The organism is Pseudomonas sp. GW822-FHT05A08 (assembly GCF_058800485.1).
The window spans coordinates 2,415,774-2,438,976 of sequence record NZ_CM179511.1; the positions used below are offsets into that span (position 1 = coordinate 2,415,774).

A 23,203-nucleotide genomic window follows, 5' to 3' on the forward strand; every position below is an offset into this window, starting at 1 on the left:
CTATAGACTGTGCCCGGGTTCGTAACCGAGCCAAATTGATCCTTCATGCCGCTGGCCGCGGCATGATTTAGCCGCAGGTGCCACATCGGGTGCCGCGGCCTGTTCTGAGGAGTACGCATGGCTGTCTACAACTACGACGTAGTGGTGCTGGGTTCAGGCCCCGCTGGAGAAGGTGCGGCGATGAACGCCGCGAAAGCTGGGCGCAAGGTAGCGATGGTCGATAGCCGTCGCCAGGTCGGCGGTAACTGCACCCACCTGGGCACCATCCCGTCCAAGGCCTTGCGTCACTCGGTCCGGCAGATCATGCAGTTCAACACCAACCCGATGTTCCGGGCCATTGGCGAGCCACGCTGGTTCTCGTTCCCCGACGTATTGAAAAGCGCCGAGAAGGTCATCTCCAAGCAGGTCGCCTCGCGCACCGGCTACTACGCGCGTAACCGGGTCGACGTGTTCTTCGGCACCGGCAGCTTCGCCGACGAGCAGACCATCGAAGTGGTCTGCGCCAACGGCGTGGTCGAGAAGCTGGTGGCCAAGCACATCATCATCGCCACCGGCTCGCGTCCATATCGCCCGGCCGATATCGATTTCCACCACCCGCGTATCTATGATAGCGACACCATCCTCAGCCTCGGCCACACCCCGCGCAAACTCATCGTTTACGGCGCTGGCGTGATCGGTTGTGAATACGCCTCGATCTTCAGTGGCCTGGGGGTACTGGTCGAGCTGGTGGACAACCGCGGCCAGTTGCTGAGCTTCCTGGACTCCGAGATCTCCCAGGCGCTGAGCTACCACTTCAGCAACAACAACATCACCGTGCGCCACAACGAGGAATACGACCGAGTCGAAGGCCTCGACAATGGCGTGATCCTGCACCTCAAGTCGGGCAAGAAGATCAAGGCTGACGCCTTGCTCTGGTGCAATGGCCGGACCGGCAATACCGACCGGCTGGGCATGGAAAACATCGGGGTCAAGGTCAACAGCCGTGGCCAGATCGAGGTGGACGAGAACTACCGCACCTGCGTGCCGAACATCTACGGCGCCGGCGACGTGATCGGCTGGCCGAGCCTGGCCAGTGCCGCCCATGACCAGGGGCGTTCGGCCGCCGGCAGCATCGTCGACAACGGCAGCTGGCGCTTCGTCAACGACGTGCCGACCGGGATCTACACCATTCCGGAGATCAGTTCGATCGGCAAGAACGAGCAGGAACTGACCCAGTCCAAGGTGCCGTACGAAGTGGGCAAGGCCTTCTTCAAGAGCATGGCCCGCGCGCAGATCGCCGGTGAGCCGCAAGGTATGCTGAAGATCCTGTTCCACCGCGAAACCCTGGAAGTCCTGGGCGTGCACTGCTTCGGTTACCAGGCTTCGGAGATCGTGCACATCGGCCAGGCGATCATGAACCAGCCGGGCGAACTCAATACCCTGAAGTACTTCGTCAACACTACGTTCAACTACCCGACCATGGCCGAAGCCTATCGGGTAGCCGCTTACGACGGCCTCAACCGGCTTTTTTGAGCGACTCCGGCCGGTGGCCTGAGCCGGCCGGGGAGACCGATTTCAGTAACTCTCGAGCGTGGCGCTGGCCAAACCGGGAAAGTCTGTAATCAGGCTGTCTACGCCGAAGTCGGCGAGCCTGCGCATCAGCGCAGGCTCGTTGACTGTCCATACCGACACATGCAAGCCCTGCCGCTGCGCCCGTTGCAGCCGTTCCGGGGTGCAGAGTGTCCAGTTCAACGCCAGAATCTCGCAGCCGTAGCTTTGCGCGACCTTCAACGGGTCGAGCCAGGCGTATTCGGCGACCAGCCCGCGCGACAGATCCGGGGTCAGCTCGACAGCCGCCTTGAGCACTTCCCGTGAGCTGGAGGTGACGGTGACCTTGTCCAGCAGGCCGAAACGCTGCGCCATCTCGCGAATCGCCAGCACCGTGGTGGCGGCACGGGTGCGCGAGGCGCTCTTGACCTCCAGCTGCCAGTGCTCGAAGTCGCATTTTTCGAACAGTTCTTCCAGGCGCGGGATCGGGCAGGGCGTGACCCAGCCCGGGCCGCCCTTGCGAGCGTCATAGGACATCAGTTCTTCGGCGCTGTGTTCGACCACCTTGCCGCGGCGGTCGGTGGTGCGCTTGAGGGTCGGGTCGTGGATCACCATCAGCTCGCCGTCCATGGACAGGTGCAGGTCCAGTTCGCAGCGGCGCACGCCATGCTTGAGGCACTGCTGGAAGCTGGTCAGGGTGTTTTCCGGTGCTTCGCCTTTAGCGCCGCGGTGGCCATAAATCAGGGTCACGATTGCTCCTTCACGGAAATTTTTCCATTAGATGATCGGTGCTGCGCGGTGGGGCCGCAGGTCAATCGGCTGCCGGGTCGTTCTGTTCTCGGGCCTGGCGACGTTCCTGGGCTTGCTTCTGCAGGATATAGCGCGCCAGCAACTGGCGTTGGGCGTCGGTCAATGATTCGAACTCGGTACCGATTTCGAACGTGCCGAAACTGCGGGTTTCGCAATGGGTGACCTTGGCCCGCAACAACAGGCCCAAGGCCTGGGGCATCAGCAGCAGCTTGACCGCCAGGTGGGTGCCGGCCGGGTAGGACAGGTGATGTTCGAACTCGATGCCGCCTTCGGAGAGAATCACCCGCTGCGGTTCGCCGAACTTGCCGAGCACGGTCTGCGCCACCACCTGGCTAAGCAGGTCGATGCGCTTGTTCATGGACTTGAGGTAGTTGGCCAGGGTCCGGTCGCGCTCGCTGACCTGGCGCAGCAGGTGCTGCGATTCGAATTCGCTCAGATGCAGCTCGCTGAGCAGGTTGAACAGCGGCGACGCATCCTGCAACACTTCCTTGCTCGCCGCTTCGTGGGCGGACAAGGGGCTAATTTCCAGTGCGATCGTGTCCTCGATACGGTAGTATTCGCGGCGATCTTCTTCATCTAATGTCGACATGGCGAACCCATGGTAGCGGCGGTGGTCTGAGTGTAAAGCTGCTTACCAGGACCCGCCACAAGGACGTCTTCTTTTCCTCCGAACAAGCCCCGACATGTTCAGACCTCTCTTCGTATTTATTGGCACGCGTTATACCCGTGCAAAGCGCCGCAATCATTTCGTGTCATTCATTTCCCTGACCTCGATGATCGGACTCGCCCTTGGCGTGGTCGTGATGATCGTCGTGCTGTCGGTGATGAACGGCTTCGACCATGAGATGCGCACCCGCGTGCTGGGCATGGTGCCCCACGCGACCATCGAATCCGGTGAGCCGATCAGCGACTGGCAAGGCCTGGCCGACAAGGTCAAGCAGAACCCCAAGGTGCTGGCGGTTGCGCCGTTCACCCAGATGCAGGGGTTGCTGACCAATAACGGCCAGGTGCAGAAAGTCCTGCTCAACGCCATCGATCCGGCCAAGGAACGCCAGGTTTCGATCATCGATAACTTCATGAAGCAGGGCAAGCTGGACGACCTGGCCCCTGGCAGCTTCGGCATCGTGATCGGTGACAAGGCCGCGACCAAGCTGGGGGTTGGCCTGGGCGACAAGCTGACCTTCGTCGCGCCCGAGGTCACGGTGACCCCGGCCGGGATGTTCCCGCGCATGAAGCGTTTTACCGTGGTCGGCATCTTCCATGTCGGCGCCGGCGAGCTGGACGGCTATCTGGGCCTGACCAACCTCGACGACCTGGGCCGCCTGCACCGCTGGAAACCGGACCAGGTGCAGGGCCTGCGCCTGAAGTTCGACGACCTGTTCCAGGCGCCACGCACCGCCTGGGAAATTGCCGAGCAACTGGGCGAGAACCAGTACTACGCCCGTGACTGGACCCGTACCCACGGCAACCTGTACCAGGCCATCCGCATGGAAAAAGCCATGATCGGCCTGTTGTTACTGCTGATCGTCGCCGTGGCCGCCTTCAACATCATCTCCACCCTGGTGATGGTGGTGAACGACAAGAAGGGCGATATCGCGATCCTCCGTACCCTGGGGGCGACGCCGGCCAGCATCATGGCGACCTTCATGGTCCAGGGCACGGTGATCGGCGTGATCGGTACCTTGATCGGCGCCGTGGTCGGGATGTTCGCGGCGTTGAACGTGAGCGCGGCGATCTCCGCCCTCGAAGGCCTGATCGGGCACAAATTCCTCAATGCCGACGTGTACTTCATCGACTACCTGCCATCGCAACTGATGGCCGAGGATGTGTTGATGGTCTGCGGCGCGGCACTGGTCCTGAGTTTCCTCGCCACCCTGTATCCAGCCTGGCGTGCCGCGCGCACCCAGCCGGCGGAGGCGCTACGTTATGAGTGAGTTGGGCATGAGTGAAAAAGCAATTCTGAGCTGCCGCGACCTGGGCAAGTCCTACGAGGAAGGTCCGGAATCGGTGGTGGTGTTGTCCGGCCTGCAACTGGAGTTGCACCCGGGCGAGCGGGTGGCGATCGTCGGTACCTCAGGTTCGGGCAAAAGTACCTTGCTCAACCTGCTGGGTGGCCTCGACACGCCGACCAAGGGCAGCGTCTGGCTCGACGGCGAGGAGCTTTCGGCGCTGAGCGAGAAGGGCCGCGGCCTGCTGCGCAACCGCGCCCTTGGCTTTGTCTACCAGTTCCACCACCTGCTGCCGGAATTCACCGCCCTGGAAAACGTCTGCATGCCGCTGCTGATCGGCAAGACCGCGATCCCGGAAGCTCGTCAGCGGGCCACCGCCTTGCTGGAGCGGGTAGGGCTGGCCCATCGCCTGGAGCACAAGCCGGCCGAACTGTCCGGTGGTGAGCGCCAGCGTGTGGCTATCGCCCGTGCCCTGGTCAACAAGCCAGGGCTGGTGATGCTCGACGAGCCGACCGGCAACCTCGACTCCCACACCGCGCAAGGCATCCAGGACTTGATGCTGGAACTCAGCACCTCGATGCGTACCGCGTTCCTGGTGGTGACCCACGACATGAACCTGGCTCGCCAGATGGACCGCGTCCTGCACCTGCAGGAAGGTTTCCTGACGCCCATCTGATTGGCCGCAGCCCGGCGCCTGAAACAGGCGCTGGGTCTTTAATTTCCATACGGTGCCCCAGCGAATGTTCAGACCGTTATCGATCTTTATCGGCACGCGCTATACCCGCGCCAAGCGCCGCAATCGCTTTGTTTCCTTCATCTCCATGACCTCGATGATCGGCCTCGCCCTGGGCGTGCTGGCGATGATCGTGGTGCTGTCGGTGATGAACGGTTTCCAGCGCGAAATGAGCTCGCGCATCCTCGGCATGGTGCCCCACGCCACCATCGTCGGCGTCAAGCCGATCGACGACTGGCAGCCGGTGGCCGCCGCGGCGATGAAAAATCCCGAGGTGACGGCTGCGGTGCCGTTCACCGAGATGGAAGGCATGCTCTCCTACAAGGGCTCGATGCAGCCGATCCAGATCAGCGGCATCGACCCGGCCCAGGAAGGCAAGGTCTCCATCGTTGCCCAGCACATCGTCCAGGGCCGTCTGGATGCCTTGAAGCCGGGCGAGTTCGGGGTGGTGATCGGTGAGATCACGGCACGGCGCTTTCGCCTGAATGTCGGCGACAAGCTGACCCTGATCGTGCCGGAAATCAGCTCCGCGCCGGGCGGCATCACCCCGCGCATGCAGCGCTTGAACGTAGTCGGCGTGTTCAAGGTCGGGGCCGAGCTCGACGGTTCCATGGGGCTGATCCATGTGGCCGATGCCGCCGAGATGCAGCATTGGCAGCCAAACCAGGTGCAGAGCGTGCGCCTGGCGGTCAAGGACCTGTACGCCGCGCCCAAGGTTTCCAGCGACATCGCTGCCAGCCTGGGCGCTGGCTTCAAGGCCGATGACTGGACCCACACCCAGGGCAGCCTGTTCAGTGCGATGAAGATGGAAAAGACCATGATCGGCCTGTTGCTGTTGATGATCGTGGCCGTGGCCGCGTTCAACATCATCGCCACGCTGATCATGGTGGTGAACGACAAGGGTGCGGACATCGCGATCCTGCGCACCATCGGCGCCACGCCACGGCAGATCATGGCGATCTTCATGGTCCAGGGTACGGTGATCGGTATCGTCGGCACCTTGATCGGCGGCGTGCTGGGGGTAATCGCGGCGTTGAACGTCAGTGCGCTGGTGGGTTGGCTGGAGCGGGTCAGCGGCCAGCACATCTTCAGTTCCGACGTGTACTTCGTCAGCAACCTGCCTTCCGAGCTGCAGGGCGGCGACGTGGCCCTGATCTGCACCGCGGGTTTTGTCCTGAGCTTCCTGGCGACCCTGTATCCAGCCTGGCGCGCGGCGAAGGTCGAGCCGGCGACTGCATTGCGTTATTCGTAATCTCGCTATCGCGAGCAAGCTCGCTCCTACGAGGGAGCTTGCTCGCCAACCCTGCGTTATTCCTGCCTCGGCAACTCAATCACAAAGCTCGTCCGGCCTTGCGCCGATTGGCAACGAATCTGCCCACCATGGGCACGGATGATCGATTGGGTGATGGCCAGTCCCAAGCCTGCATGTTCACTGCTGCCTTCATGGCGCGCCGGGTCGGCGCGGTAGAAGCGGTCGAACAGCCGTGGCAAGCGTTCAGGCGCAATGCCTTCGCCGGTGTTTTCCACCCGCAGGAATGAACCCTTGGCGGTCTCGCCAAGCCGCACCCGCACTTCGCCGCCGGCCGGGGTGAAGCGCAGGGCATTGTCCAGCAGGTTGGAAAGGGCGCGGCGCAACATGCTGCGGTCGCCCTGGATCTTCGCGCTGCCTTCGCGCCCGAGGGCGATACCGGCGTCTTCGGCCAGCGGCGTATAGAACTCCAGCAGCATGTCGGTTTCCTCACCCAGCTCCAGGGCTTCGCGTTTCGGCGTCAGCAGGCCGTGGTCGGCCTTGGCCAGGTAGAGCATGTCGTTGACCAGCTGGGCCATCCATTGCAGCTCTTCGAGGTTGCTGTGCAGGGCTTCGCGATAGTCTTCCAGCGCCCGTGGGCGGGTGAGGGTGACCTGGGTGTGGGTCAGCAGGTTCGACAGCGGGGTGCGCAGCTCATGGGCGATGTCCGCCGAGAACGCGGAGAGGCGCTGGAAGGAGTCGTCCAGGCGCCCGAGCATGGCATTGAAGGCCTGGGCCAGTTCGGCCAGTTCGCCGGGCATCTGCTGCTCCGGCAGGCGCTGGGTCAGGGAGCTGGCGGACACGCCCGCGGCGACCTCGCTCATCCGCCGCAGCGGACGCAAGCCGCTGCGCGCGGCCCAGGCCCCGAGCAGCGCGGTGGCCAGGGCCGAGAGGCCGACGGTCAGCCAGATCAGGTGCTGCATACGCTGCAGAAAGTGCTGGTGGTGGGTGATGTCGAGCATCAGGGTCAGCTCTGGCGAGCCGGCCTGGCCAGGTTCCAGGGCCGCACTGTAGATGCGGTAGGCGGTACCGTCGTGTTGCAGGCTGTGCAGCCCGGTCGGCTGGGCCGGAGCGGCCGGCAACCCCTTGGCGCTGTCAAACCAGAGGGCGCCATCCGCGCCTGTGACCCGCAGCGTCAGGTCCGGTTGATGGCTGAGTTCATCCTGCAGCTGCGCCTTGCGTTCGACAAAGCGTTGCGGGTCGTCGGCGCCCAGCAGCGCGCTGCGCATGGCGATCAGTTTGCCTTCCAGCAGTTGCTGGTCGAGTTCGATGAAGTGCGCTTCGCTGGCGCGGCTGAACAGCACCCCGGCCAGCAGCGAAACCACCGCGGTGCAGCCGGCGAACAACAGGGCCAGGCGCCCACTCAGGGTCAAGCGGCGCATCAGGCCTGGCGCTCTTCGAGCACGTAGCCCATGCCACGCACGGTGTGGATCAGTTTGTTCGGGTAATCGTCATCGATCTTCAGGCGCAAGCGGCGGATCGCCACCTCGATGACGTTGGTGTCGCTGTCGAAGTTCATGTCCCAGACCTGGGAGGCGATCAGCGTCTTGGGCAGCACTTCACCCTGGCGCCGCAGGAGCATTTCCAGCAACGAGAATTCCTTGGCGGTGAGGTCGATGCGCTGGCCGTTGCGTTCGACCCGTCGGCGAATCAGGTCCAGGCGCAGGTCCGCCAGTTGCAGGGTGGTTTCCTGGGGCGTGGAGCTGCCGCGACGCAGCAGGCTGCGGACCCGGGCCAGCAGTTCGGAGAAGGCGAAAGGCTTGACCAGGTAATCGTCGGCGCCCAGCTCCAGGCCGTGGACCCGGTCTTCCACCGCATCGCGCGCGGTCAGGAACAGCACCGGTATCTCCAGCCCGGCGCCGCGCACGGCTTGCAGGATCTGCCAGCCATCGCGGCCCGGCAGCATCACGTCGAGAATCAACAGGGAATAGTCGCCGGTCAACGCCAGGTGTTGGCCGGTGGTGCCATCGGCCACCAGTTCGGCGTTGAAGCCTGCCTCGCTCAGGCCCTGGCGCAGGTAGTGGCCGGTTTTCGGTTGGTCTTCGACGATCAGCAGTTTCATGGGCGGCTCATGGCAAATGGAACGCGGGCTTTATACCCTGGGTGACGGCCGCAGGGCACAAGCTGACAAAGTTGTAATCTAGCAGTCAGCTGGCTGGCAGCGCTGCGGCCTTAGAGTTTCACACAAGCTGAACCTCATCTTGTTGGAGTGCGATTATGTTTTTGTCCAAGGGTGTTTTACCTCGTTCGTTGACGCTGGCCGCGTGTTTGCTGGCATTGGGTGCGCCGGCCTGGGCATCGCCGGCGCAGACCTACGATTTCGGTCAGGCGGCCTCGGCGGCCAAGGCCACGCGTACGGTGGAAGTGGTCATGAACGACATGTCCTACACCCCCAAGAGCCTGGACATCAAGGCTGGCGAAACCGTGCGTTTTGTCTTGATCAACAAGGGCCAGTTGCTGCATGAGCTCAATATCGGTACCGCGACCATGCATGCCGAGCACCAGCAGGAAATGCTGAAGATGCAGCAGAGCGGCATGCTCACGCCCACCGCGATGAAGAACATGCCCGCTGGGGCCATGGATCACGCCGCCATGGGCCATGGCGCGATGCCCGGCATGAAGCACGACGACCCGAACAGCGTGCTGGTGGAGCCGGGCAAGACCGCTGAGCTGACCTGGACCTTCAGCAAGGCCGGCAGCCTGGAGTTCGCCTGCAATATCCCGGGGCACTATCAGGCAGGCATGGTCGGCAAGCTGACGGTCAGCCAGTAAGCGCCTGGGGCTCAAAGGCGGAGGCAAAGACTGATAGAATCGCCTGATTCTTCAGTCAGGTTTCCGCCATGCATCCCGCAGCCGAACATTCGCCGCTGGGCAAGTCCAGTGAATACGTCTCTACCTACACGCCATCCTTGCTGTTCCCGATCCCGCGGGCGGCAAAATGGGCCGAGCTGGGCCTGAGCGCCGACACCCTGCCTTATAAAGGCGTGGACTTCTGGAACTGCTTCGAGCTGTCCTGGCTGTTGCCCTCCGGCAAGCCGGTGGTGGCCATCGCCGAGTTCAGCATTCCGGCGGACTCACCGAACATCATCGAGTCGAAGTCGTTCAAGCTGTACCTCAACTCACTGAACCAGACCCCTTTCGCGGATCGCCAGAGCCTGGAGGAAACCTTGCGTGCCGACCTCTCTGCGGCGGCCGGCAAGCCGGTGGGCGTGCGCATCCGCAGCCTGGGCGAAGTGGAGGCGGAAGGAGTGGTGGCCTTGCCGGGTGCCTGCATCGACGAGCTGGATATCAGCGTCAGCAGCTATGAACACCCGCGTCCGGAACTGCTGCAGTGCGACAGGTCGCGGATCGTCGAGGAGAGCGTGCACAGCCATCTGCTCAAATCCAATTGCCCGGTCACCAGCCAGCCGGACTGGGGCAGCGTGGTGGTGGAGTACCGTGGCCCGGCGCTGGACCACGCCAGCCTGCTGGCCTACCTGGTGAGCTTCCGCCAGCACTCGGACTTCCATGAGCAATGCGTGGAGCGGATCTTCCTCGACCTGCAGCGTTTGCTGCAGCCGGAGAAGCTGACGGTGTATGCGCGTTATGTGCGTCGTGGTGGCCTGGACATCAACCCGTACCGCAGCACCGAAACCGCGAGTTTCGCCAACTTCCGACTGGTTCGCCAGTAATGAAAAGCCCCGCTCTGGTAGCGGGGCTTTTTTGTCTGTAAGGGGTTAAATCCCCATGTTGCCGAGAGTTTGCACGATGTTGCGCAAGGTGCCGGCAATGGCGGGGTGTTCAAGCTCGAAGCGTTCGACGGCGAGGTTGACCCCGTCGGCCAGGCTGGTGTCCTGGGTGGCGTTTTCCAGTTTGAGCTCGAGCTCGATCTGTTGCATCAATTCCTGCAGATTGGCGCGTTCTGCTTCCGAAAGCGGTGGGTTCTGCTCCAATTGCTCGCGCAGGGTATTGAGCTGTTCTTGCAGTTCGCGGGCAGGCATGGCGTTCTCCCTTCATTGATAGGCACAGCCATGGACCGCGCCGATTCGCTAAAGGTCCATGTCTGAGCCTTAGCGTAATCCACTCGCGGGCAATGTGCATGATCTTGATCAAGTCAGGGTTTTTCACCTTTCTGGCGACGCTGGCCGATATCGGCCAGGCAGGTTGGCAGCTCGCCCAGATGGTCGATCACCGAGTGCACGCCGAGGCTGAATAGATGCAGGGTGGCCTTGCCGCGCTTGAGTTCGCGCTCCTGCTGGTTCAGTGCCTGCCATTGTGTCGGGCTCATCCCGCAGAGCGAACCGCAGGACGCCAGGCCGATGGTCCACAGGCCGGCGTTGAGGCCCGATTGCAGCAGGCGCGGTTCGCCGCTGACCAGCACGCAGCCGTCCAGGCGGCTGACATTCAGGGCCATCAGCGCCTGCCAGCAGGCATCGGGAGCCGGCCAGCGGGAGCCTGTGTTGGGGGACGGGGTGACCCAGTCGGGTAGTGAGCTTGCCAGGTGCTGGCTGAGGGTGGCGGGCAACTCGTCAAGCCAGGCGCAAGGCACGCCTTGATGTTGCAGGCTGTGCAGGATGTCCAGGGCGCCGTGAGTGGCGTGGGCCTGTTCCAGGACCGGGTGGTCGGCGCTGTGCAGGCGCATCCGCGCGCCGAAATCCACCAGGCAACCGCTGAGGCCAAAGAGCACGGCGGTCAAGGTGGGGGCGGATACAGGCAAGGCTTCGGCGTGAGGCATCGTGACGTCCCTGAAATACCTTGCAAGAGTATCGACGACAGATGACCGTTGGATGACATCCCTGTGAACAGGCCATGCAAATGAGGGGGAGAGGGCGAAGCACTGCACCAGTGCTGCATAAATGGATATATCCGACTTATACTAGCGCGCTTACCGCCAGGGCATAGCGCCCGCGACAGTACAATCCAAGGAGTTTCTGCTATGCGCTGGAGCAATCGTCTCGCTCAGCTTATGTGTGCCGGCATGCTGCTGGTGCCGGTTTTGACCCACGCTGCGGAAGACGATCCGTGGGAAAGCATCAACCGCCCGATCTTCACGTTCAACGACACCATCGACACCTATGCGCTGAAACCTCTGGCGCAAGGTTATCAGGCAGTAACGCCGCAATTTCTCGAAGACGGCATTCACAACTTCTTCCGTAATATCGGTGATGTCGGCAACCTGGCCAACGATATCCTGCAAGCCAAGCCCCATGCCGCTGCCGTCGACACCGCGCGGCTGTTGATGAACACCACCATCGGCGTGGCGGGTTTCTTCGATGTGGGCACCAAGATGGGCTTGCAACGTAACGATGAAGACTTCGGCCAGACCCTGGGTTACTGGGGCGTCGGCAGTGGTCCTTACGTGATGCTGCCGTTCTTCGGTCCGAGCACCCTGCGCGATGCGCCGGCCAAGTATGTCGACAGCTTCACCGACGGTTACCGTTATGTGAACGACGTGCCGGTGCGTAACAGCGTGTTTGCCCTGGAGGTCGTCGACACCCGCGCGAGCCTGCTGTCGAGCGAGAAGCTGATCAGTGGCGACAAGTACACCTTCATTCGCAATGCGTACCTGCAGAACCGCGAATTCAAGGTCAAGGACGGCAAGGTCGAAGACGATTTTTAAGCGACCTGTCCATGAAAAAGGCGACCCTTGGGGCCGCCTTTTTTGTTGATCTTAGAATCAGCTCATCTTCAGGATTGTAAGGCCAAGTTTCTGGCCCTTGCCTTCCAGCTCGGTGACCCAGACCACTTCGGTGTCCGCTTCCAGTCCCCTGAGGGCGGCGTGCTCGGAATCGATACGCACGCTGAGCAGGTCGCCGACCTTGAATGAGCGCGGAGCCTGAACCTGCATGCCACTGCTGGAAAGGTCGATGCAGACGGCCGCAATCACCTGGCCCTGGTGGATCAGCGTGACCTCTGCATCCACTCGCATGCGGATGTAATCGCGCTTTTCACTGTAGTCACGATCGTTTGGGCTCATAGGCTCCAACCTGCGTTTAAGTTGCGGATTTGCCTGTTCTTATAACTCCCGGTGATTTGAGGTGTAAAGACGTCCGGCGACCATCGGCATGAGCTTGAAACGCCCCGCGGATGGGAGTACCGTCTGCGCCTTAGAAGGGCACCTCTGATGGTCGAGCGTGCAGGGCTACGGGCCCTGACTCCATTTCCAGAGTGGCTAGAAAGCGAATCCAGTAGTGTGTGTCCAGGCCTCGTGCCCAGCCACCTACGCCAACCTAATTCTGGCGCCGTTTGCCCACATGCCAAAAACCAGTGCCACGCTGCTGATAATCGATGACGACGAAGTAGTGCGCGCGAGCCTCGCGGCCTATTTGGAAGACAGTGGCTTCAGCGTCCTGCAGGCCAGTAACGGTCAGCAGGGACTTCAGGTGTTCGAGCAGGAAAGGCCCGACTTGGTGATCTGCGATCTGCGCATGCCGCAGATGGGCGGCCTCGAACTTATCCGTCAGGTAACCGACATCGAACCGCAAACCCCGGTCATCGTGGTTTCCGGTGCCGGTGTGATGAACGATGCCGTCGAGGCCTTGCGCCTGGGCGCGGCGGACTACCTGATCAAGCCGCTGGAAGACCTCGCGGTGCTGGAGCACTCGGTGCGCCGGGCCCTGGATCGTGCGCGCCTGCTGCTGGAAAACCAGCGCTACCGGGAGAAGCTGGAAGCCGCCAACCGCGAGCTCGAAGCCAGCCTGAGCCTGCTGCAGGAAGATCAGAACGCCGGGCGCCAGGTGCAGATGAACATGCTGCCGGTGAGCCCATGGACCATCGATGAGTTCAAGTTCGCGCACCAGATCATTCCGTCGTTGTACCTGTCCGGCGATTTTGTCGACTACTTTCGTGTCGACGAGCGCCGCGTAGCCTTTTACCTGGCGGATGTTTCCGGGCATGGCGCGTCTTCGGCCTTTGTCACGGTGCTGCTCAAGTTCATGACCACGCGCTTGCTGTTCGAGTCCAAGCGCAACGGCACTTTGCCGGAATTCAAGCCGTCGGAAGTCCTGGGCCATATCAACCGTGGCCTGATCAGCTGTAAGCTGGGCAAACACGTGACAATGGTCGGTGGCGTCATCGACGAGGAGACGGGCTTGTTGACCTATAGCATTGGCGGACACCTGCCATTGCCTGTGTTGTACACGCCAGACAGTGTGCGTTACCTGGAAGGGCGGGGTCTGCCGGTAGGCTTGTTCAATGAAGCCACCTATGAAGACCACATTCTGGAACTGCCTCCGAGCTTCAGCTTGACGCTGATGTCTGATGGCATTCTGGACCTTTTGCCGGAACCCACACTCAAAGAGAAAGAGGCCGCCTTACCTGAACGGGTGAGAACGGCCGGCGGCAGCCTGGATGGTCTGCGGCAGGTTTTTGGATTGGCCACGCTAGGGGAGATGCCGGATGATATCGCCCTGTTGGTGTTGAGCAGGAATCTTTAATGAGTACCGGTAGAATCCAGTTCGCCGAGCAGGACGGCACCTTTGTCCTGAAGTTTATCGGTGAAGTGCGCCTGACCCTGTGTTCGGCGCTGGATGCGACTATTGAGCGAATCTTCACGGCGCTGAACTTCTCGGCGATCGTGATCGACCTGACCGAAACCCGCAGCATCGACAGCACCACCCTGGGCCTGCTGGCCAAGCTGTCGATCCTGTCGCGGCAGAAGGTCGGCCTGTTGCCGACCGTCGTCACCACCCACGAAGACATCACTCGACTGCTGCAGTCCATGGGCTTCGATCAGGTGTTCAACATCGTTGATCGTCCGATCCCATGCCCGGAATGCCTGACCGACCTGCCATCCCAGGACCAGTCGGAAGAGGTGGTGCGGCTCAAGGTGCTGGAGGCGCACAAGATCCTCATGGGCTTGAACGACTCCAACCGCGAGGCTTTCCACGATCTGGTGAATGCCCTGGAACGCAACTGATCCTATAAAGCGGCAGCACATAAAAAAGGGCGAACCCGTGAGGGTCCGCCCTTTTTGCGTTGGCGCTCGCTCGGTCAGAGCTTGGCGGCCAGCAGTGCCTCGAGTTTTTCCTGGTCGCGGGCGAACTGACGGATGCCTTCGGCCAGTTTTTCGGTGGCCATGGCGTCTTCGTTGGAGGCCCAGCGGAACTGCGCTTCGTTCAGGCTCTGGCGAGCTTCGCCAGCGTGGCCCGGCGCCAGTTTGCGCTCCAGCTTGCCAGTGTCGGCGGCCAGTTTCTCGATCAGGTCCGGGCTGATGGTCAGACGGTCGCAGCCGGCCAGTTGCTCGATCTGGTTCAGGTTACGGAAGCTGGCGCCCATGACTACGGTCTTGTAGTCATTGGCCTTGTAGTAGTTGTAGATGCGGGTCACCGACTGCACGCCCGGATCGTCGGCGCCGGTGTAGTCGTTGCCGCTGGCCTTCTTGTACCAGTCATAGATGCGGCCCACGAACGGCGAGATCAGGAACACCCCGGCCTCGGCGCAGGCGATCGCCTGGGCGAAGGAAAACAGCAGGGTGAGGTTGGTCTGGATGCCTTCGCGTTCCAGCTGCTCGGCGGCGCGGATGCCTTCCCAGGTGGAGGCGATCTTGATCAGTACACGCTCGCGGCCGATGCCGGCCTTGTCGTACAGCTCGATCAGGCGATGGGCGCGCTTGAGCATGGCATCGGTGTCGAACGACAGGCGGGCATCCACTTCGGTGGAAATGCGGCCGGGGATCACTTTCAGGATTTCTTTGCCCACGGCGACGCCAAAACGGTCGCTGGCCAGGCCGACATCGCCCTTGACGTCACTGACGCAGGCGTTCAGCAGCTCGGCGTAACCCGGAATGGCCGCGGCCTTGAGCAACAGGGAAGGATTGGTGGTGGCGTCTACCGGTTTGACCCGGGCGATAGCGTCGAAGTCGCCGGTGTCGGCAACCACGGTGGTGAACTGCTTGAGTTGTTCCAGCTTGGAAGTCATGAGAGTGCTCTGTCCTGTGGGTCTGTTGACATTACCCGAGCGCTGACAGCCGCTCAAGGGCGCGAATGCGTAACCGGATGCCTAAACGAGCCCCAAGGGCAACAACCTGAAAAACAGGTGTTTGAATGCTGGGGCGCTATCCGTTTACTACGATGCCAAAACACCCATCAGGTTCAACCCGAGTGATCGTTAGCGACCTTCGAGCAACTGCCCGGCCTGATCCAGCAGCGCCAGCGGATCCTTGGCCTTGTGAATGTCCACCGAGAGCAACTGGCGGAACTTGCGCGCCCCCGGAAAACCGGTGCCCAGCCCCAATACATGGCGAGTGATGTGGTGCATGGCGCCGCCCGTGGCCAGGTGCCTGGCGATATAAGGCCGCAACTGCGCCAACGCTTCGGCCCGGGAAATCACCGGTGCGGTGCTGCCGAACAGCTGCTGATCCACCTCGGCCAGCAAGTAGGGGTTGTGATAGGCCTCGCGGCCCAGCATCACCCCGTCGAAAGTCTGTAGATGCTCATGGCAGGCTTCCAGGGTCTTGATGCCGCCGTTGAGGATGATTTCCAGCTCGGGGAAATCCGCTTTCAAGCGTGCTGCCACGTCATAACGCAGGGGAGGAATGTCACGGTTTTCCTTCGGCGACAGCCCCTCAAGAATCGCGATCCGCGCATGTACGGTAAAGCTGGTGCACCCAGCTTCGCGCACCTGGCCGACGAAATCGCACAGTTGTTCATAACTGTCGCGGCCATTGATGCCGATCCGATGCTTGACCGTCACCGGAATGCTCACCGCATCGCGCATCGCCTTCACGCAATCGGCCACCAGGCCCGGATGCCCCATCAGGCAGGCGCCGATCATATTGTTCTGCACCCGATCGCTCGGGCAGCCAACGTTGAGGTTCACCTCGTCGTAACCATGCTCCTGCGCCATCCGCGCGCAAGCCGCCAGATCCGCCGGCGTACTGCCACCCAACTGCAACGCCAGGGGATGCTCGGACTCGTCGTGACGCAGAAAACGCTCATGGTCGCCATTGAGCAACGCACCGGTGGTGACCATCTCGGTGTAGAGCAGGGCCTGCTTGGACAGCAGGCGCAGGAAGAAGCGGCAGTGCCTGTCAGTCCAGTCCATCATCGGCGCCACGGAAAAGCGGCGGGAGAGGGCTGGCGAGGCAGTTGGAGCAGGAGATAAGAGCATTGGGCAATCTGGATGGGGGAGGCGAAGGAGGGGAAGTTTATCAGGAATGGAGTTCCGGGGTTGCAAGGGCGCGCGTACCAGGAAGTTGAATGGTCTTCGGTTCCTATATTCCGGTCGGTTGTATGAACAACGGCAGGCTAATAAAAAGCGGGCGATCTTAAGGTCGCCCGCTTTTTTGTGTGATTCGATAGCCGCATGGCTAGGCGAATGTTCGCTGCATTTGAATCACTTGAAGCTGTCCGCCAGTTCCCTGGCCCGATTCCCGGCCTCTCGCCGCGCCACCTGATCCACCTCATGCCCCAGGATGGTCTTTTCCACGATCAGCGCGTGGACCTGGGTGACGCCGATGAACTTCAGCCAGGCCTCGACGTAGGGCTTCTGGAAGTCAAAGCGTTCCGCAGGCGTGTCGGATAGCGGCGAGAAGTCGAGGCCGCGGGCGTAGGCGACGACCGCGGTTTTGTTGTGCAGCAGGCCGCGCAGGCCGTGTTCGGCGGTGAAGCTGAAGAGGATGTCTTTCTGCGTGACCAGGTCGATGAAGTGCTTGAGCTTGTAGGGGATGCTGTAGTTCCACAGGGGTACGGAAAGTACCAGCAGATCGGCATGGTGCAGGTGGGCGGCGAGAGTTTCGAGGGTGTTCCAGGCGTCTTGCTGGTCGGGGGACAGGGCCATGCCTTGCAGGCCGGCGTACTTGGCGTCCATGGCGTGCTGGTCGAATTCCGGCAGGTCCAGGCTCCACAGGTCCAGGGTGCTGACTTCGGTGTGTGGATGGTGGGTCTGATAGCGATCGATAAAGCCTCGGGCGATTTGTTGCGAGGCGGAGCGCTCTTTGCGGGGGGAGCATTGGATATGCAGCAGGCGGGTCATGACGGCATCTCGGATGAGGAATGCCGACATTGCAACATAGCGATTTGCGGAATATAAATTGTAAATAAATGGCTGATTGATTACGTATCATTATATGTTCGATGTTCTGTTGCTCAAGACCTTTGTAACGGTGGTGGACGAGGAAGGCTTCAGCCGTGCCGCCGAACGGCTGCACCTGACGCAGTCGGCGGTCAGCGGGCATCTGCGACGCCTGGAAGAGCAGGTCGGCAAGCCGCTGCTGACCCGTACCACGCGTTCCCAGCACTTGACTGCCGATGGCGAGCGCCTGATGGCCTATGCGCGAGCCATCCTCGCCTTGAACCGCGATGCCTGGGCCGAGCTGACGCGTTCGCCATTTCACGGCCGGGTGCGGATCGGCATGTCCGAGGACTTTGTCGAGCCCCGCCTGCTGCGCCTTTTGCAGGAGTTCGCGGCGCAGTATCCGGGCATGGAAATCGATATACAGGTGAATATTCCCGGCACGCTGCTGGAGCGCATGCAGCAGGGCGGCCTGGAGGTGGTCATAGGTTCGCTGTGTGAAACCCGTGAGCCGGGCCTGCTGTTGTGGCAGGAGCCGCTGGTATGGGCCAGTTCCGCTTATCTGGTGGGTCGCTTGCCGACTCCGCTGCCACTGGCACTGTTTCCCGAGCCATGCCCTTATCGGGCGGTAGCCCTGCAGCGTCTGGCGCAAGCGGGAATCGCCCAGCGCACGGCAATGCTTTGCCCGAGCACCGCGGCGTTGCGCACGGCGGCCCTCTCCGGGTTCGCGGTGGCGCCGATAGCCACCAGTCAGTTGGGGCAAGGGCTTGCGGTATTGGGGGCTGAGCATGGCTTGCCGGTACTGCCTGACGCGGAGTTTCGGCTGTTCACGGCCAAGGATGCCGATCAGGGCATAGTGGCTGCGTTGTCCCAGGTGATAGTGGCGTATTGTGCGGCGCGGCGGCTCTAGCCGTCGGCTTCAGCGGCGCGACTGCCCGAGGGGCAGTCGCTTGAGCGGGGTTCAGAGGTCCAGGCCTTCCTGGATCACGGACAACAAGGTGTCTTCATTGAGTTCGAACGGGTCCGGCCTGGATTTACCGGAGCCGGGAACCGTCTGGATCAGCCAGTGCCCCTCTCCATGTTCGCTGCCGTTGCGCAGCAGGTAGCGTTCAGGGCCTTTGCCGTGGATTTCGACACGCCCGGCGCCACCCGTGGTGAAGCGGGCGATAGGGTCGAGGAGGATGCTCTGGTGGTTGCCCTCGATCAGCAGTTGATCGATGGCATAGTTGAAGGTCGCACCAGAGGGGTGGCTCTCGAACACGCGAGTGGGGACGCGCCGGATATTCAGGCCGACCTCTGAAAGTGGAGTCAGCCAGGTCTCGACCTGGTGGTACATCTCATAGACCTGTGCAGGCCACAGCTCGATGGCCTTGTCTGCCGAGATGTCTTCCTTGGCCCAGCTGTCCTGTTTTTGTTTCAGCCTTGCGGCGAGTTCATCGACCTTACTCATTCCGACTTCCTATCGTGATGTGAGGGTAAGTGTAGTCTCGGAAGGTACTTTACCTTGGCGGAGGGTGGCCAGCGATTCATGACCATCTGCTGGATGCCGATGTTTGTATTGTGGCAGGGTGTTTTTTATATATCCCTGATGAGCATCAGAAAAATGCTCTACATTTTCAGACGTCGCCACCCTGAACTGTCCGCTATTACCTCTTAGGATTGGCCGGCCCGGCTGCATTGGATGCCTTACCCTGCCAGGATGATGCTTTGCCTATCCCGATTCACGATCCTCACCATGCCTCCGATCGAACCTTGAAACGGCTTCCGCTGCTCAAGGCCGCGGTGGTATTCATTTCGATGGTTTGCCTGTGCCTGTGCGGCCTGCTTTATCTGCAGCTGGCGCAGTCCTATCACTACGATATGGCGCGGGCGCAGGTCGCCTCGTCGAACCTGACCCGGGCCATGGCGCAACAGGCCGAGGACACCTTCATCGAGGCCGACCTGGTGCTGGCCAGCCTGGCCGACTGGATTCAGAAGGATGGTTATGGCCCTGAGCAGAAGCCTTTCCTGCAGAAGATCTTTGCGCAGAGGGCGCAAGCGCTCAAACAGCTGCATGGCCTGTTCCTGTTCGACCGGGCGGGGCATTGGGTGGTCACCTCGTTCGAGCGCTTGCCACGCAGCGCAGGCGTGGCCCATCGCGATTACTTCCGCTTTCATCAGCAGAACGCTTCCTTGCTGGCCCACGTCGGGCCTGCGATCCGCAGTCGGGAAAACGGCGAGTGGATCATTCCGCTGACGCGGCGCCTGAACGACAAGCAGGGCAATTTCGAAGGCGTGCTGCTGGCTGGTATCCGGCTGGCCTATTTCGACCAGTTCTTCAAAAGCTTCGACATCGATGACAACGGCAGCATGTTCCTCGCCCTGTCCGATGGCACCCTGCTGGCGCGGCGTCCGCTGGAGGAGCGGCAGATCGGCGCATCCCTGGCGCGCGGGGAAATTTTCAGCAAGTACTTGCCTGAGTCTTCTTCGGGCACTGCGATGATTCGTTCGCTGGTCGACAGAAAGATGCGGCTCTACGGCTATCGGCAACTGGACGCCTACCCGCTGGTGGTGAGCGCGGCGAGTTCGAAGGATGCGGTCCTCAAGGACTGGTACGCCAGCGCCTACCAGTCCAGCGCCATTGTCGCCCTGGTGGTATTGGGGATCGGCTTGTTCGGCTGGGTCTTCGTGCACCAGGTACGCAACGGCGAGCGTATCGAGGCCGACCTGCGGACCGCACAGGCAGCGCTGGAGGTGATCGCGACCCATGACAGCCTGACCGGCCTGGCCAATCGTCGGCTGCTCGAGCGGGCGCTGGAAACCGAGTTCGGGCGCGGCGGGCGGCAGGCGAGCCCGCTGAGCCTGATCATGCTCGATATCGATTTCTTCAAGCGCTACAACGACACCTACGGCCATGTCGCCGGGGATCAGTGCCTGGCCGAGGTGGCGCAGGTGCTGAGGGATTGCTGTCAGCGCAAGGCCGACCTGGCGGTGCGGTATGGCGGGGAGGAATTCGTGATCCTGTTGCCCGATACCGAGATGCACGGGGCGCTGGCCATGGCCGAGCAGATTCGCTGCGGCGTCATGGAGAAAAACATCCCGCATACCGGCTCGCCCTTTGCACGAGTCACCCTCAGCCTGGGTTGCTACTGCTTCGTGCCGAACGGGCACGACAGCATCGAAGCGTTCCTCGAGCACGCCGATGCCGCGCTGTACCAGGCCAAGAAATCCGGGCGCAATCAGGTGGCGATCGAGAGCGTCAGCCAACCGTTGGCCCGCTCGGATCGCTGACAGCTCGTTGCCTGTGCCTTTGGGCGCTCAGTCCTGATCCGGTTAGCCCAGCTTGTGTTCGAGATGTTGCCTCACGCCAGGCCATTCATCGTCGATGATGCTGAAACGCACCGAGTTGCGCTTGCGGCCATCGGGCATGATCCGTTCATGACGCACGATGCCTTCCTGTTTTGCTCCCAGGCGCAGAATGGCGTTGCGCGACTTTTCATTGATTTCGTCGGTGGTGAACTGCACCCGCACACAGTCGAGCATCTCGAAGGCGTGGCGCAGCATCAGGTACTTGGCTTCGGTGTTGACGAAGGTTTTCTGCCAGCGCGTGGCGATCCAGGTGCTGCCGATTTCCAGTTTGCGGTTCTTGCGGTCGATCTTCCAGAAGCGGGTGCAGCCGATCACCTCGTTGCTGGCCTTGAGGACCGTGGCGAAGGGCAGGACAGTACCGGCGTCGCGACCGCTGAGGGCGATCTGCAAATAGTCGTCCACCGTCGCGCTGGACGGCACCACGGTGAACGGCAGGTTCCACAACTGGCCATCCTCGGCGGCCTTGACCAGGGCGTCGGCGTCGGAGAGTTGCAGCGGTCGCAGGAGGATTCGCGGGCCTTCCAGTATGTCCATGGCAGGTTTTTTCCAGCAGTGAAGGAGTGGGCTTCGGCCGTCTATTACAGGCAGACACCTAAGCCTTGGCAAGGTCCATTCATGGGCTGTTTCGAGCAGGGATATTGGCCAAATCAATTGTCGGTTCGGGGCTTTTATGGCTTATACATAGCGCCGATACGCGACACCTCATGCATAAGGACAACTCCATGAGCCAGCCCCACCTGATGAACTTCGCGCTTTACCTGCAACGGCTAGGCTACGACAGCGCACCGCCACCGACCCTGACGACCTTGCGCGAGCTGCAGTTGCGCCACACCAGCACCTTCGCTTTTGAAAGCCTGTCGACCCTGTTGCGCGTGCCGGTGCCGATCGACCTGGCTTCGGTGGAGCACAAGGTCCTGCATGAGGGCCGTGGTGGCTACTGCTACGAACTCAACCAGATGTACCAGGTGCTGTTGCAGCACCTGGGCTATGAGGCGCGGGGCATTACCGGGCGAGTGGTGATGGGCGGGCCGGAAGATGCCTGGTCCGCGCGCGCTCACCGCCTGGTGCTGCTGACCCTGGACGGTGTGCGTTATGTTTCGGATGTCGGCTTTGGCGGCATGGTGCCCACCGCGCCGCTGCTGCTCGATACCGAGGACGAGCAGGCCACGCCCCACGAGCCCTATCGAATCACCGAACGTGATGGCAGTTACACCCTGCGCGCCAAGGTCGCCGGCGAGTGGCGGGCGATGTATGTATTCGACCTGCAGCGCCAGGAGGCCGTGGATTACGAAATGGGTAACTGGTTCGTCTCGACCCACAAGAACTCGCCGTTTCTCGGTCAGCTGAAAGTCGCGCTGATGGGCGAAGGCCTGCGCCGGACCCTGAATAACGGCAGCTACGCCGTGCATCGCCTGGGTCAGGACAGCGAGCGGCGGCAGATCACCGACCCCGACGAGTTGATTGCCCTGTTGCAGAACGAGTTCGCCATTCGGGTGCCGCAGCGCCCGCGGCTGCGAGAGGTCCTTGGCGAATTGCTCGCGCTGCCGCAACCGGCCTGATCGGTCCGGGCTTCAGGGTTCCTCGGTGTCGAGGTCGATAGTCAGATAGAAATAGTCGATATCCCCCCAGGCTTCGCGGCGATCGACGAAGGTTTCCGCCGACCCCATGAACAGGCTGTAGCCCAACTGGCTGCGCGGGTCGCGGTAGAAGCCAGGCGGCGCATCCCAGACACAACAGGAGCGCCGCAGGGGCGGCATCCGGAACTGCTCGCTCAGGTAGCGTTCGGCAGCCTGGGCATCCCGCCCCGCCAGACGATAGGTGGCGCGCAGCGGCTTGGTCTGCAACTCGGGTTCGGCGTGACATTCGAGGAACTCGATAAAGGCGGGTTTGTTGCCGATCCGTGCCAGAAAGTCGCCGCAGACCGGCGCGGCCTGGGCGCCGGACGCCAGCATCAATAACGCAGGGCTGATCAGGGTCGAGAGGCATCTGTTCACGTGGCGATTCCTTCCAGGCTGAGCACTCTTTTGCTGAGCAAAGCCCCCAGGCAGCTCAGGGTCAGCGCCATAAAGGCATCTGCTCATAACCATCCTTCAGCTGGCGGCGATACGTCCAGTGAGTCAGCAGCGCAATCAACGCACTGTCCAGCAGCCAGAGCGGCATCAGCAGGCGCAAGGCCGGATGAAGGCAAAGTACACCGGCGATCGACAACCCCAGCAGCAGGCTGCTGAACCAATTGGCCAGGCCTTTGGCGCGGAGCAGGGCATACAGCGGGGTAAACGCCAGCGCCATGGGCAGAAAGCCGAATATCGCACCGCCGGCGACGAACAGGGCAAAGGTCCCCAGGCCAGCCCAGAAACCTTGCCACAGGCTGTCGGCGAAGCTGGCGCTGAACACGGCCAGCACAAAGCCTTGCAAGGCCAGCACCGTGCGGAAGCTGCCATAGGCGAGGCGGAAGGTATGCCAGAGATGATTCATTCGATCGCTTCCATGCGCGGACGGAGGGCGTCACCTATGTGGGCGCCGTGGGGCTGGGATTCTATCAGGGTGGCTGTCTGG

At 61.8% G+C, this 23,203-nt stretch carries 26 protein-coding genes; 12 read left to right on the forward strand and 14 right to left on the reverse strand.

Annotated features, from left to right (window positions below; translation table 11 throughout):
- The first annotated feature begins 117 nt into the window (after nt 1-117).
- Entirely contained in the window at nt 118-1,512 is a 1,395-nt protein-coding gene (gene sthA, locus AC3RCP_RS10935) for a Si-specific NAD(P)(+) transhydrogenase (RefSeq protein WP_492571614.1), read from the forward strand.
- Nucleotides 1,513-1,554: 42 nt separating this feature from the next.
- Here sthA and AC3RCP_RS10940 read toward each other — a convergent pair whose 3' ends face one another.
- Together AC3RCP_RS10940 and AC3RCP_RS10945 are read right to left on the reverse strand one after the other, a co-directional pair.
- Complete coding sequence (locus tag AC3RCP_RS10940; protein ID WP_101337306.1) at nt 1,555-2,277, reverse strand: glycerophosphodiester phosphodiesterase; 723 nt, start codon at nt 2,275-2,277, stop codon at nt 1,555-1,557.
- Between the two features lie 61 nt (nt 2,278-2,338).
- Entirely contained in the window at nt 2,339-2,926 is a 588-nt protein-coding gene (locus AC3RCP_RS10945) for a PilZ domain-containing protein (RefSeq protein ID WP_007926941.1), read from the reverse strand.
- 94 nt (nt 2,927-3,020) lie between these two features.
- Between AC3RCP_RS10945 and AC3RCP_RS10950 the strand changes: the two genes are divergently transcribed.
- The 3 genes from AC3RCP_RS10950 (at nt 3,021) to AC3RCP_RS10960 (ending at nt 6,271) form a co-directional block, all read left to right on the forward strand.
- Nucleotides 3,021-4,271 carry a lipoprotein-releasing ABC transporter permease subunit gene (locus AC3RCP_RS10950; protein WP_007926943.1) on the forward strand — a complete coding sequence of 417 codons (1,251 nt, stop codon included), beginning with the start codon at nt 3,021-3,023 and terminating at the stop codon, nt 4,269-4,271.
- Nucleotides 4,272-4,278: 7 nt separating this feature from the next.
- Complete coding sequence (gene lolD, locus AC3RCP_RS10955; RefSeq protein ID WP_164523762.1) at nt 4,279-4,962, forward strand: lipoprotein-releasing ABC transporter ATP-binding protein LolD; 684 nt, start codon at nt 4,279-4,281, stop codon at nt 4,960-4,962.
- A 64-nt stretch (nt 4,963-5,026) separates the two neighbouring features.
- Nucleotides 5,027-6,271 carry a lipoprotein-releasing ABC transporter permease subunit gene (locus AC3RCP_RS10960; protein WP_009047979.1) on the forward strand — a complete coding sequence of 415 codons (1,245 nt, stop codon included), beginning with the start codon at nt 5,027-5,029 and terminating at the stop codon, nt 6,269-6,271.
- A gap of 56 nt (nt 6,272-6,327) precedes the next feature.
- Here the strand turns inward: AC3RCP_RS10960 and AC3RCP_RS10965 are convergent, their stop codons facing one another.
- Both AC3RCP_RS10965 and AC3RCP_RS10970 read right to left on the reverse strand, forming a co-directional pair.
- On the reverse strand, nt 6,328-7,689 hold the full coding sequence (locus AC3RCP_RS10965; protein WP_492571613.1) for a heavy metal sensor histidine kinase: 1,362 nt from the start codon (nt 7,687-7,689) through the stop codon (nt 6,328-6,330).
- Nucleotides 7,689-8,369, reverse strand: coding sequence for a heavy metal response regulator transcription factor (locus AC3RCP_RS10970; RefSeq protein ID WP_007926961.1), 681 nt, complete (start codon nt 8,367-8,369; stop codon nt 7,689-7,691). Before AC3RCP_RS10970 ends, AC3RCP_RS10965 begins: the two co-directional genes overlap by 1 nt.
- A 155-nt stretch (nt 8,370-8,524) precedes the next feature.
- Between AC3RCP_RS10970 and copI the strand changes: the two genes are divergently transcribed.
- Nucleotides 8,525-9,079, forward strand: coding sequence for a copper-resistant cuproprotein CopI (copI, locus tag AC3RCP_RS10975; protein WP_101337308.1), 555 nt, complete (start codon nt 8,525-8,527; stop codon nt 9,077-9,079).
- 68 nt (nt 9,080-9,147) lie between these two features.
- Nucleotides 9,148-9,978 (forward strand): NADPH-dependent 7-cyano-7-deazaguanine reductase QueF, encoded by an 831-nt coding sequence (gene queF, locus AC3RCP_RS10980; protein ID WP_007926963.1) that lies wholly within the window; start codon nt 9,148-9,150, stop codon nt 9,976-9,978.
- A gap of 45 nt (nt 9,979-10,023) precedes the next feature.
- Here queF and AC3RCP_RS10985 read toward each other — a convergent pair whose 3' ends face one another.
- Entirely contained in the window at nt 10,024-10,287 is a 264-nt protein-coding gene (locus tag AC3RCP_RS10985) for a DUF4404 family protein (RefSeq protein ID WP_007926964.1), read from the reverse strand.
- Between the two features lie 113 nt (nt 10,288-10,400).
- Nucleotides 10,401-11,021 carry an HAD superfamily inactivated hydrolase PcrP gene (pcrP, locus tag AC3RCP_RS10990; RefSeq protein WP_492571612.1) on the reverse strand — a complete coding sequence of 207 codons (621 nt, stop codon included), beginning with the start codon at nt 11,019-11,021 and terminating at the stop codon, nt 10,401-10,403.
- A gap of 201 nt (nt 11,022-11,222) precedes the next feature.
- On the opposite strand from pcrP, the gene AC3RCP_RS10995 reads away from it, so the two are divergent.
- On the forward strand, nt 11,223-11,906 hold the full coding sequence (locus tag AC3RCP_RS10995; protein WP_101337310.1) for an MlaA family lipoprotein: 684 nt from the start codon (nt 11,223-11,225) through the stop codon (nt 11,904-11,906).
- A 57-nt stretch (nt 11,907-11,963) separates the two neighbouring features.
- On the opposite strand, the gene AC3RCP_RS11000 is transcribed toward AC3RCP_RS10995, so the two are convergent.
- Nucleotides 11,964-12,263 carry a PilZ domain-containing protein gene (locus tag AC3RCP_RS11000; protein WP_101337311.1) on the reverse strand — a complete coding sequence of 100 codons (300 nt, stop codon included), beginning with the start codon at nt 12,261-12,263 and terminating at the stop codon, nt 11,964-11,966.
- 277 nt (nt 12,264-12,540) lie between these two features.
- Between AC3RCP_RS11000 and rssB the strand changes: the two genes are divergently transcribed.
- Together rssB and rssC are read left to right on the forward strand one after the other, a co-directional pair.
- Nucleotides 12,541-13,722 (forward strand): two-component system response regulator RssB, encoded by a 1,182-nt coding sequence (rssB, locus tag AC3RCP_RS11005; protein ID WP_492571611.1) that lies wholly within the window; start codon nt 12,541-12,543, stop codon nt 13,720-13,722.
- Nucleotides 13,722-14,204 (forward strand): anti-sigma factor antagonist RssC, encoded by a 483-nt coding sequence (gene rssC, locus AC3RCP_RS11010; RefSeq protein ID WP_007926970.1) that lies wholly within the window; start codon nt 13,722-13,724, stop codon nt 14,202-14,204. The genes rssB and rssC overlap by 1 nt, the downstream gene beginning before the upstream one ends.
- Before the next feature lie 74 nt (nt 14,205-14,278).
- Here the strand turns inward: rssC and tal are convergent, their stop codons facing one another.
- From tal to AC3RCP_RS11025, 3 genes are all read right to left on the reverse strand, one after another.
- The gene (tal, locus tag AC3RCP_RS11015; RefSeq protein ID WP_007926971.1) at nt 14,279-15,205 is read right to left on the reverse strand and encodes a transaldolase; all 927 of its coding nucleotides are present in this window, start codon (nt 15,203-15,205) and stop codon (nt 14,279-14,281) included.
- Nucleotides 15,206-15,394: 189 nt separating this feature from the next.
- Nucleotides 15,395-16,396: a tRNA dihydrouridine(20/20a) synthase DusA gene (dusA, locus tag AC3RCP_RS11020; RefSeq protein WP_277588244.1), complete on the reverse strand. Its 1,002-nt coding sequence runs from the start codon at nt 16,394-16,396 to the stop codon at nt 15,395-15,397.
- A 225-nt stretch (nt 16,397-16,621) separates the two neighbouring features.
- Nucleotides 16,622-17,260, reverse strand: coding sequence for an FMN-dependent NADH-azoreductase (locus AC3RCP_RS11025; RefSeq protein ID WP_457275982.1), 639 nt, complete (start codon nt 17,258-17,260; stop codon nt 16,622-16,624).
- 94 nt (nt 17,261-17,354) lie between these two features.
- Here AC3RCP_RS11025 and AC3RCP_RS11030 point away from each other — a divergent pair, with 94 nt between their 5' ends.
- Complete coding sequence (locus tag AC3RCP_RS11030; RefSeq protein WP_101337314.1) at nt 17,355-18,209, forward strand: LysR family transcriptional regulator; 855 nt, start codon at nt 17,355-17,357, stop codon at nt 18,207-18,209.
- A 51-nt stretch (nt 18,210-18,260) separates the two neighbouring features.
- Here the strand turns inward: AC3RCP_RS11030 and AC3RCP_RS11035 are convergent, their stop codons facing one another.
- Nucleotides 18,261-18,749: a hypothetical protein gene (locus AC3RCP_RS11035; protein ID WP_101337315.1), complete on the reverse strand. Its 489-nt coding sequence runs from the start codon at nt 18,747-18,749 to the stop codon at nt 18,261-18,263.
- Nucleotides 18,750-19,006: 257 nt separating this feature from the next.
- Between AC3RCP_RS11035 and AC3RCP_RS11040 the strand changes: the two genes are divergently transcribed.
- Nucleotides 19,007-20,569: a sensor domain-containing diguanylate cyclase gene (locus AC3RCP_RS11040; RefSeq protein WP_492571610.1), complete on the forward strand. Its 1,563-nt coding sequence runs from the start codon at nt 19,007-19,009 to the stop codon at nt 20,567-20,569.
- Nucleotides 20,570-20,611: 42 nt separating this feature from the next.
- Here the strand turns inward: AC3RCP_RS11040 and AC3RCP_RS11045 are convergent, their stop codons facing one another.
- Nucleotides 20,612-21,181, reverse strand: coding sequence for a GNAT family N-acetyltransferase (locus AC3RCP_RS11045; RefSeq protein WP_492571609.1), 570 nt, complete (start codon nt 21,179-21,181; stop codon nt 20,612-20,614).
- A 188-nt stretch (nt 21,182-21,369) separates the two neighbouring features.
- Here AC3RCP_RS11045 and AC3RCP_RS11050 point away from each other — a divergent pair, with 188 nt between their 5' ends.
- Nucleotides 21,370-22,206 (forward strand): arylamine N-acetyltransferase family protein, encoded by an 837-nt coding sequence (locus tag AC3RCP_RS11050; protein ID WP_492571608.1) that lies wholly within the window; start codon nt 21,370-21,372, stop codon nt 22,204-22,206.
- Between the two features lie 12 nt (nt 22,207-22,218).
- On the opposite strand, the gene AC3RCP_RS11055 is transcribed toward AC3RCP_RS11050, so the two are convergent.
- Together AC3RCP_RS11055 and AC3RCP_RS11060 are read right to left on the reverse strand one after the other, a co-directional pair.
- Nucleotides 22,219-22,641: a DUF4952 domain-containing protein gene (locus AC3RCP_RS11055; RefSeq protein ID WP_492571607.1), complete on the reverse strand. Its 423-nt coding sequence runs from the start codon at nt 22,639-22,641 to the stop codon at nt 22,219-22,221.
- A gap of 61 nt (nt 22,642-22,702) precedes the next feature.
- Nucleotides 22,703-23,122, reverse strand: a complete 420-nt coding sequence (locus AC3RCP_RS11060) for a hypothetical protein (protein ID WP_492571605.1) — start codon at nt 23,120-23,122, stop codon at nt 22,703-22,705.
- Nucleotides 23,123-23,203 lie beyond the last annotated feature (81 nt).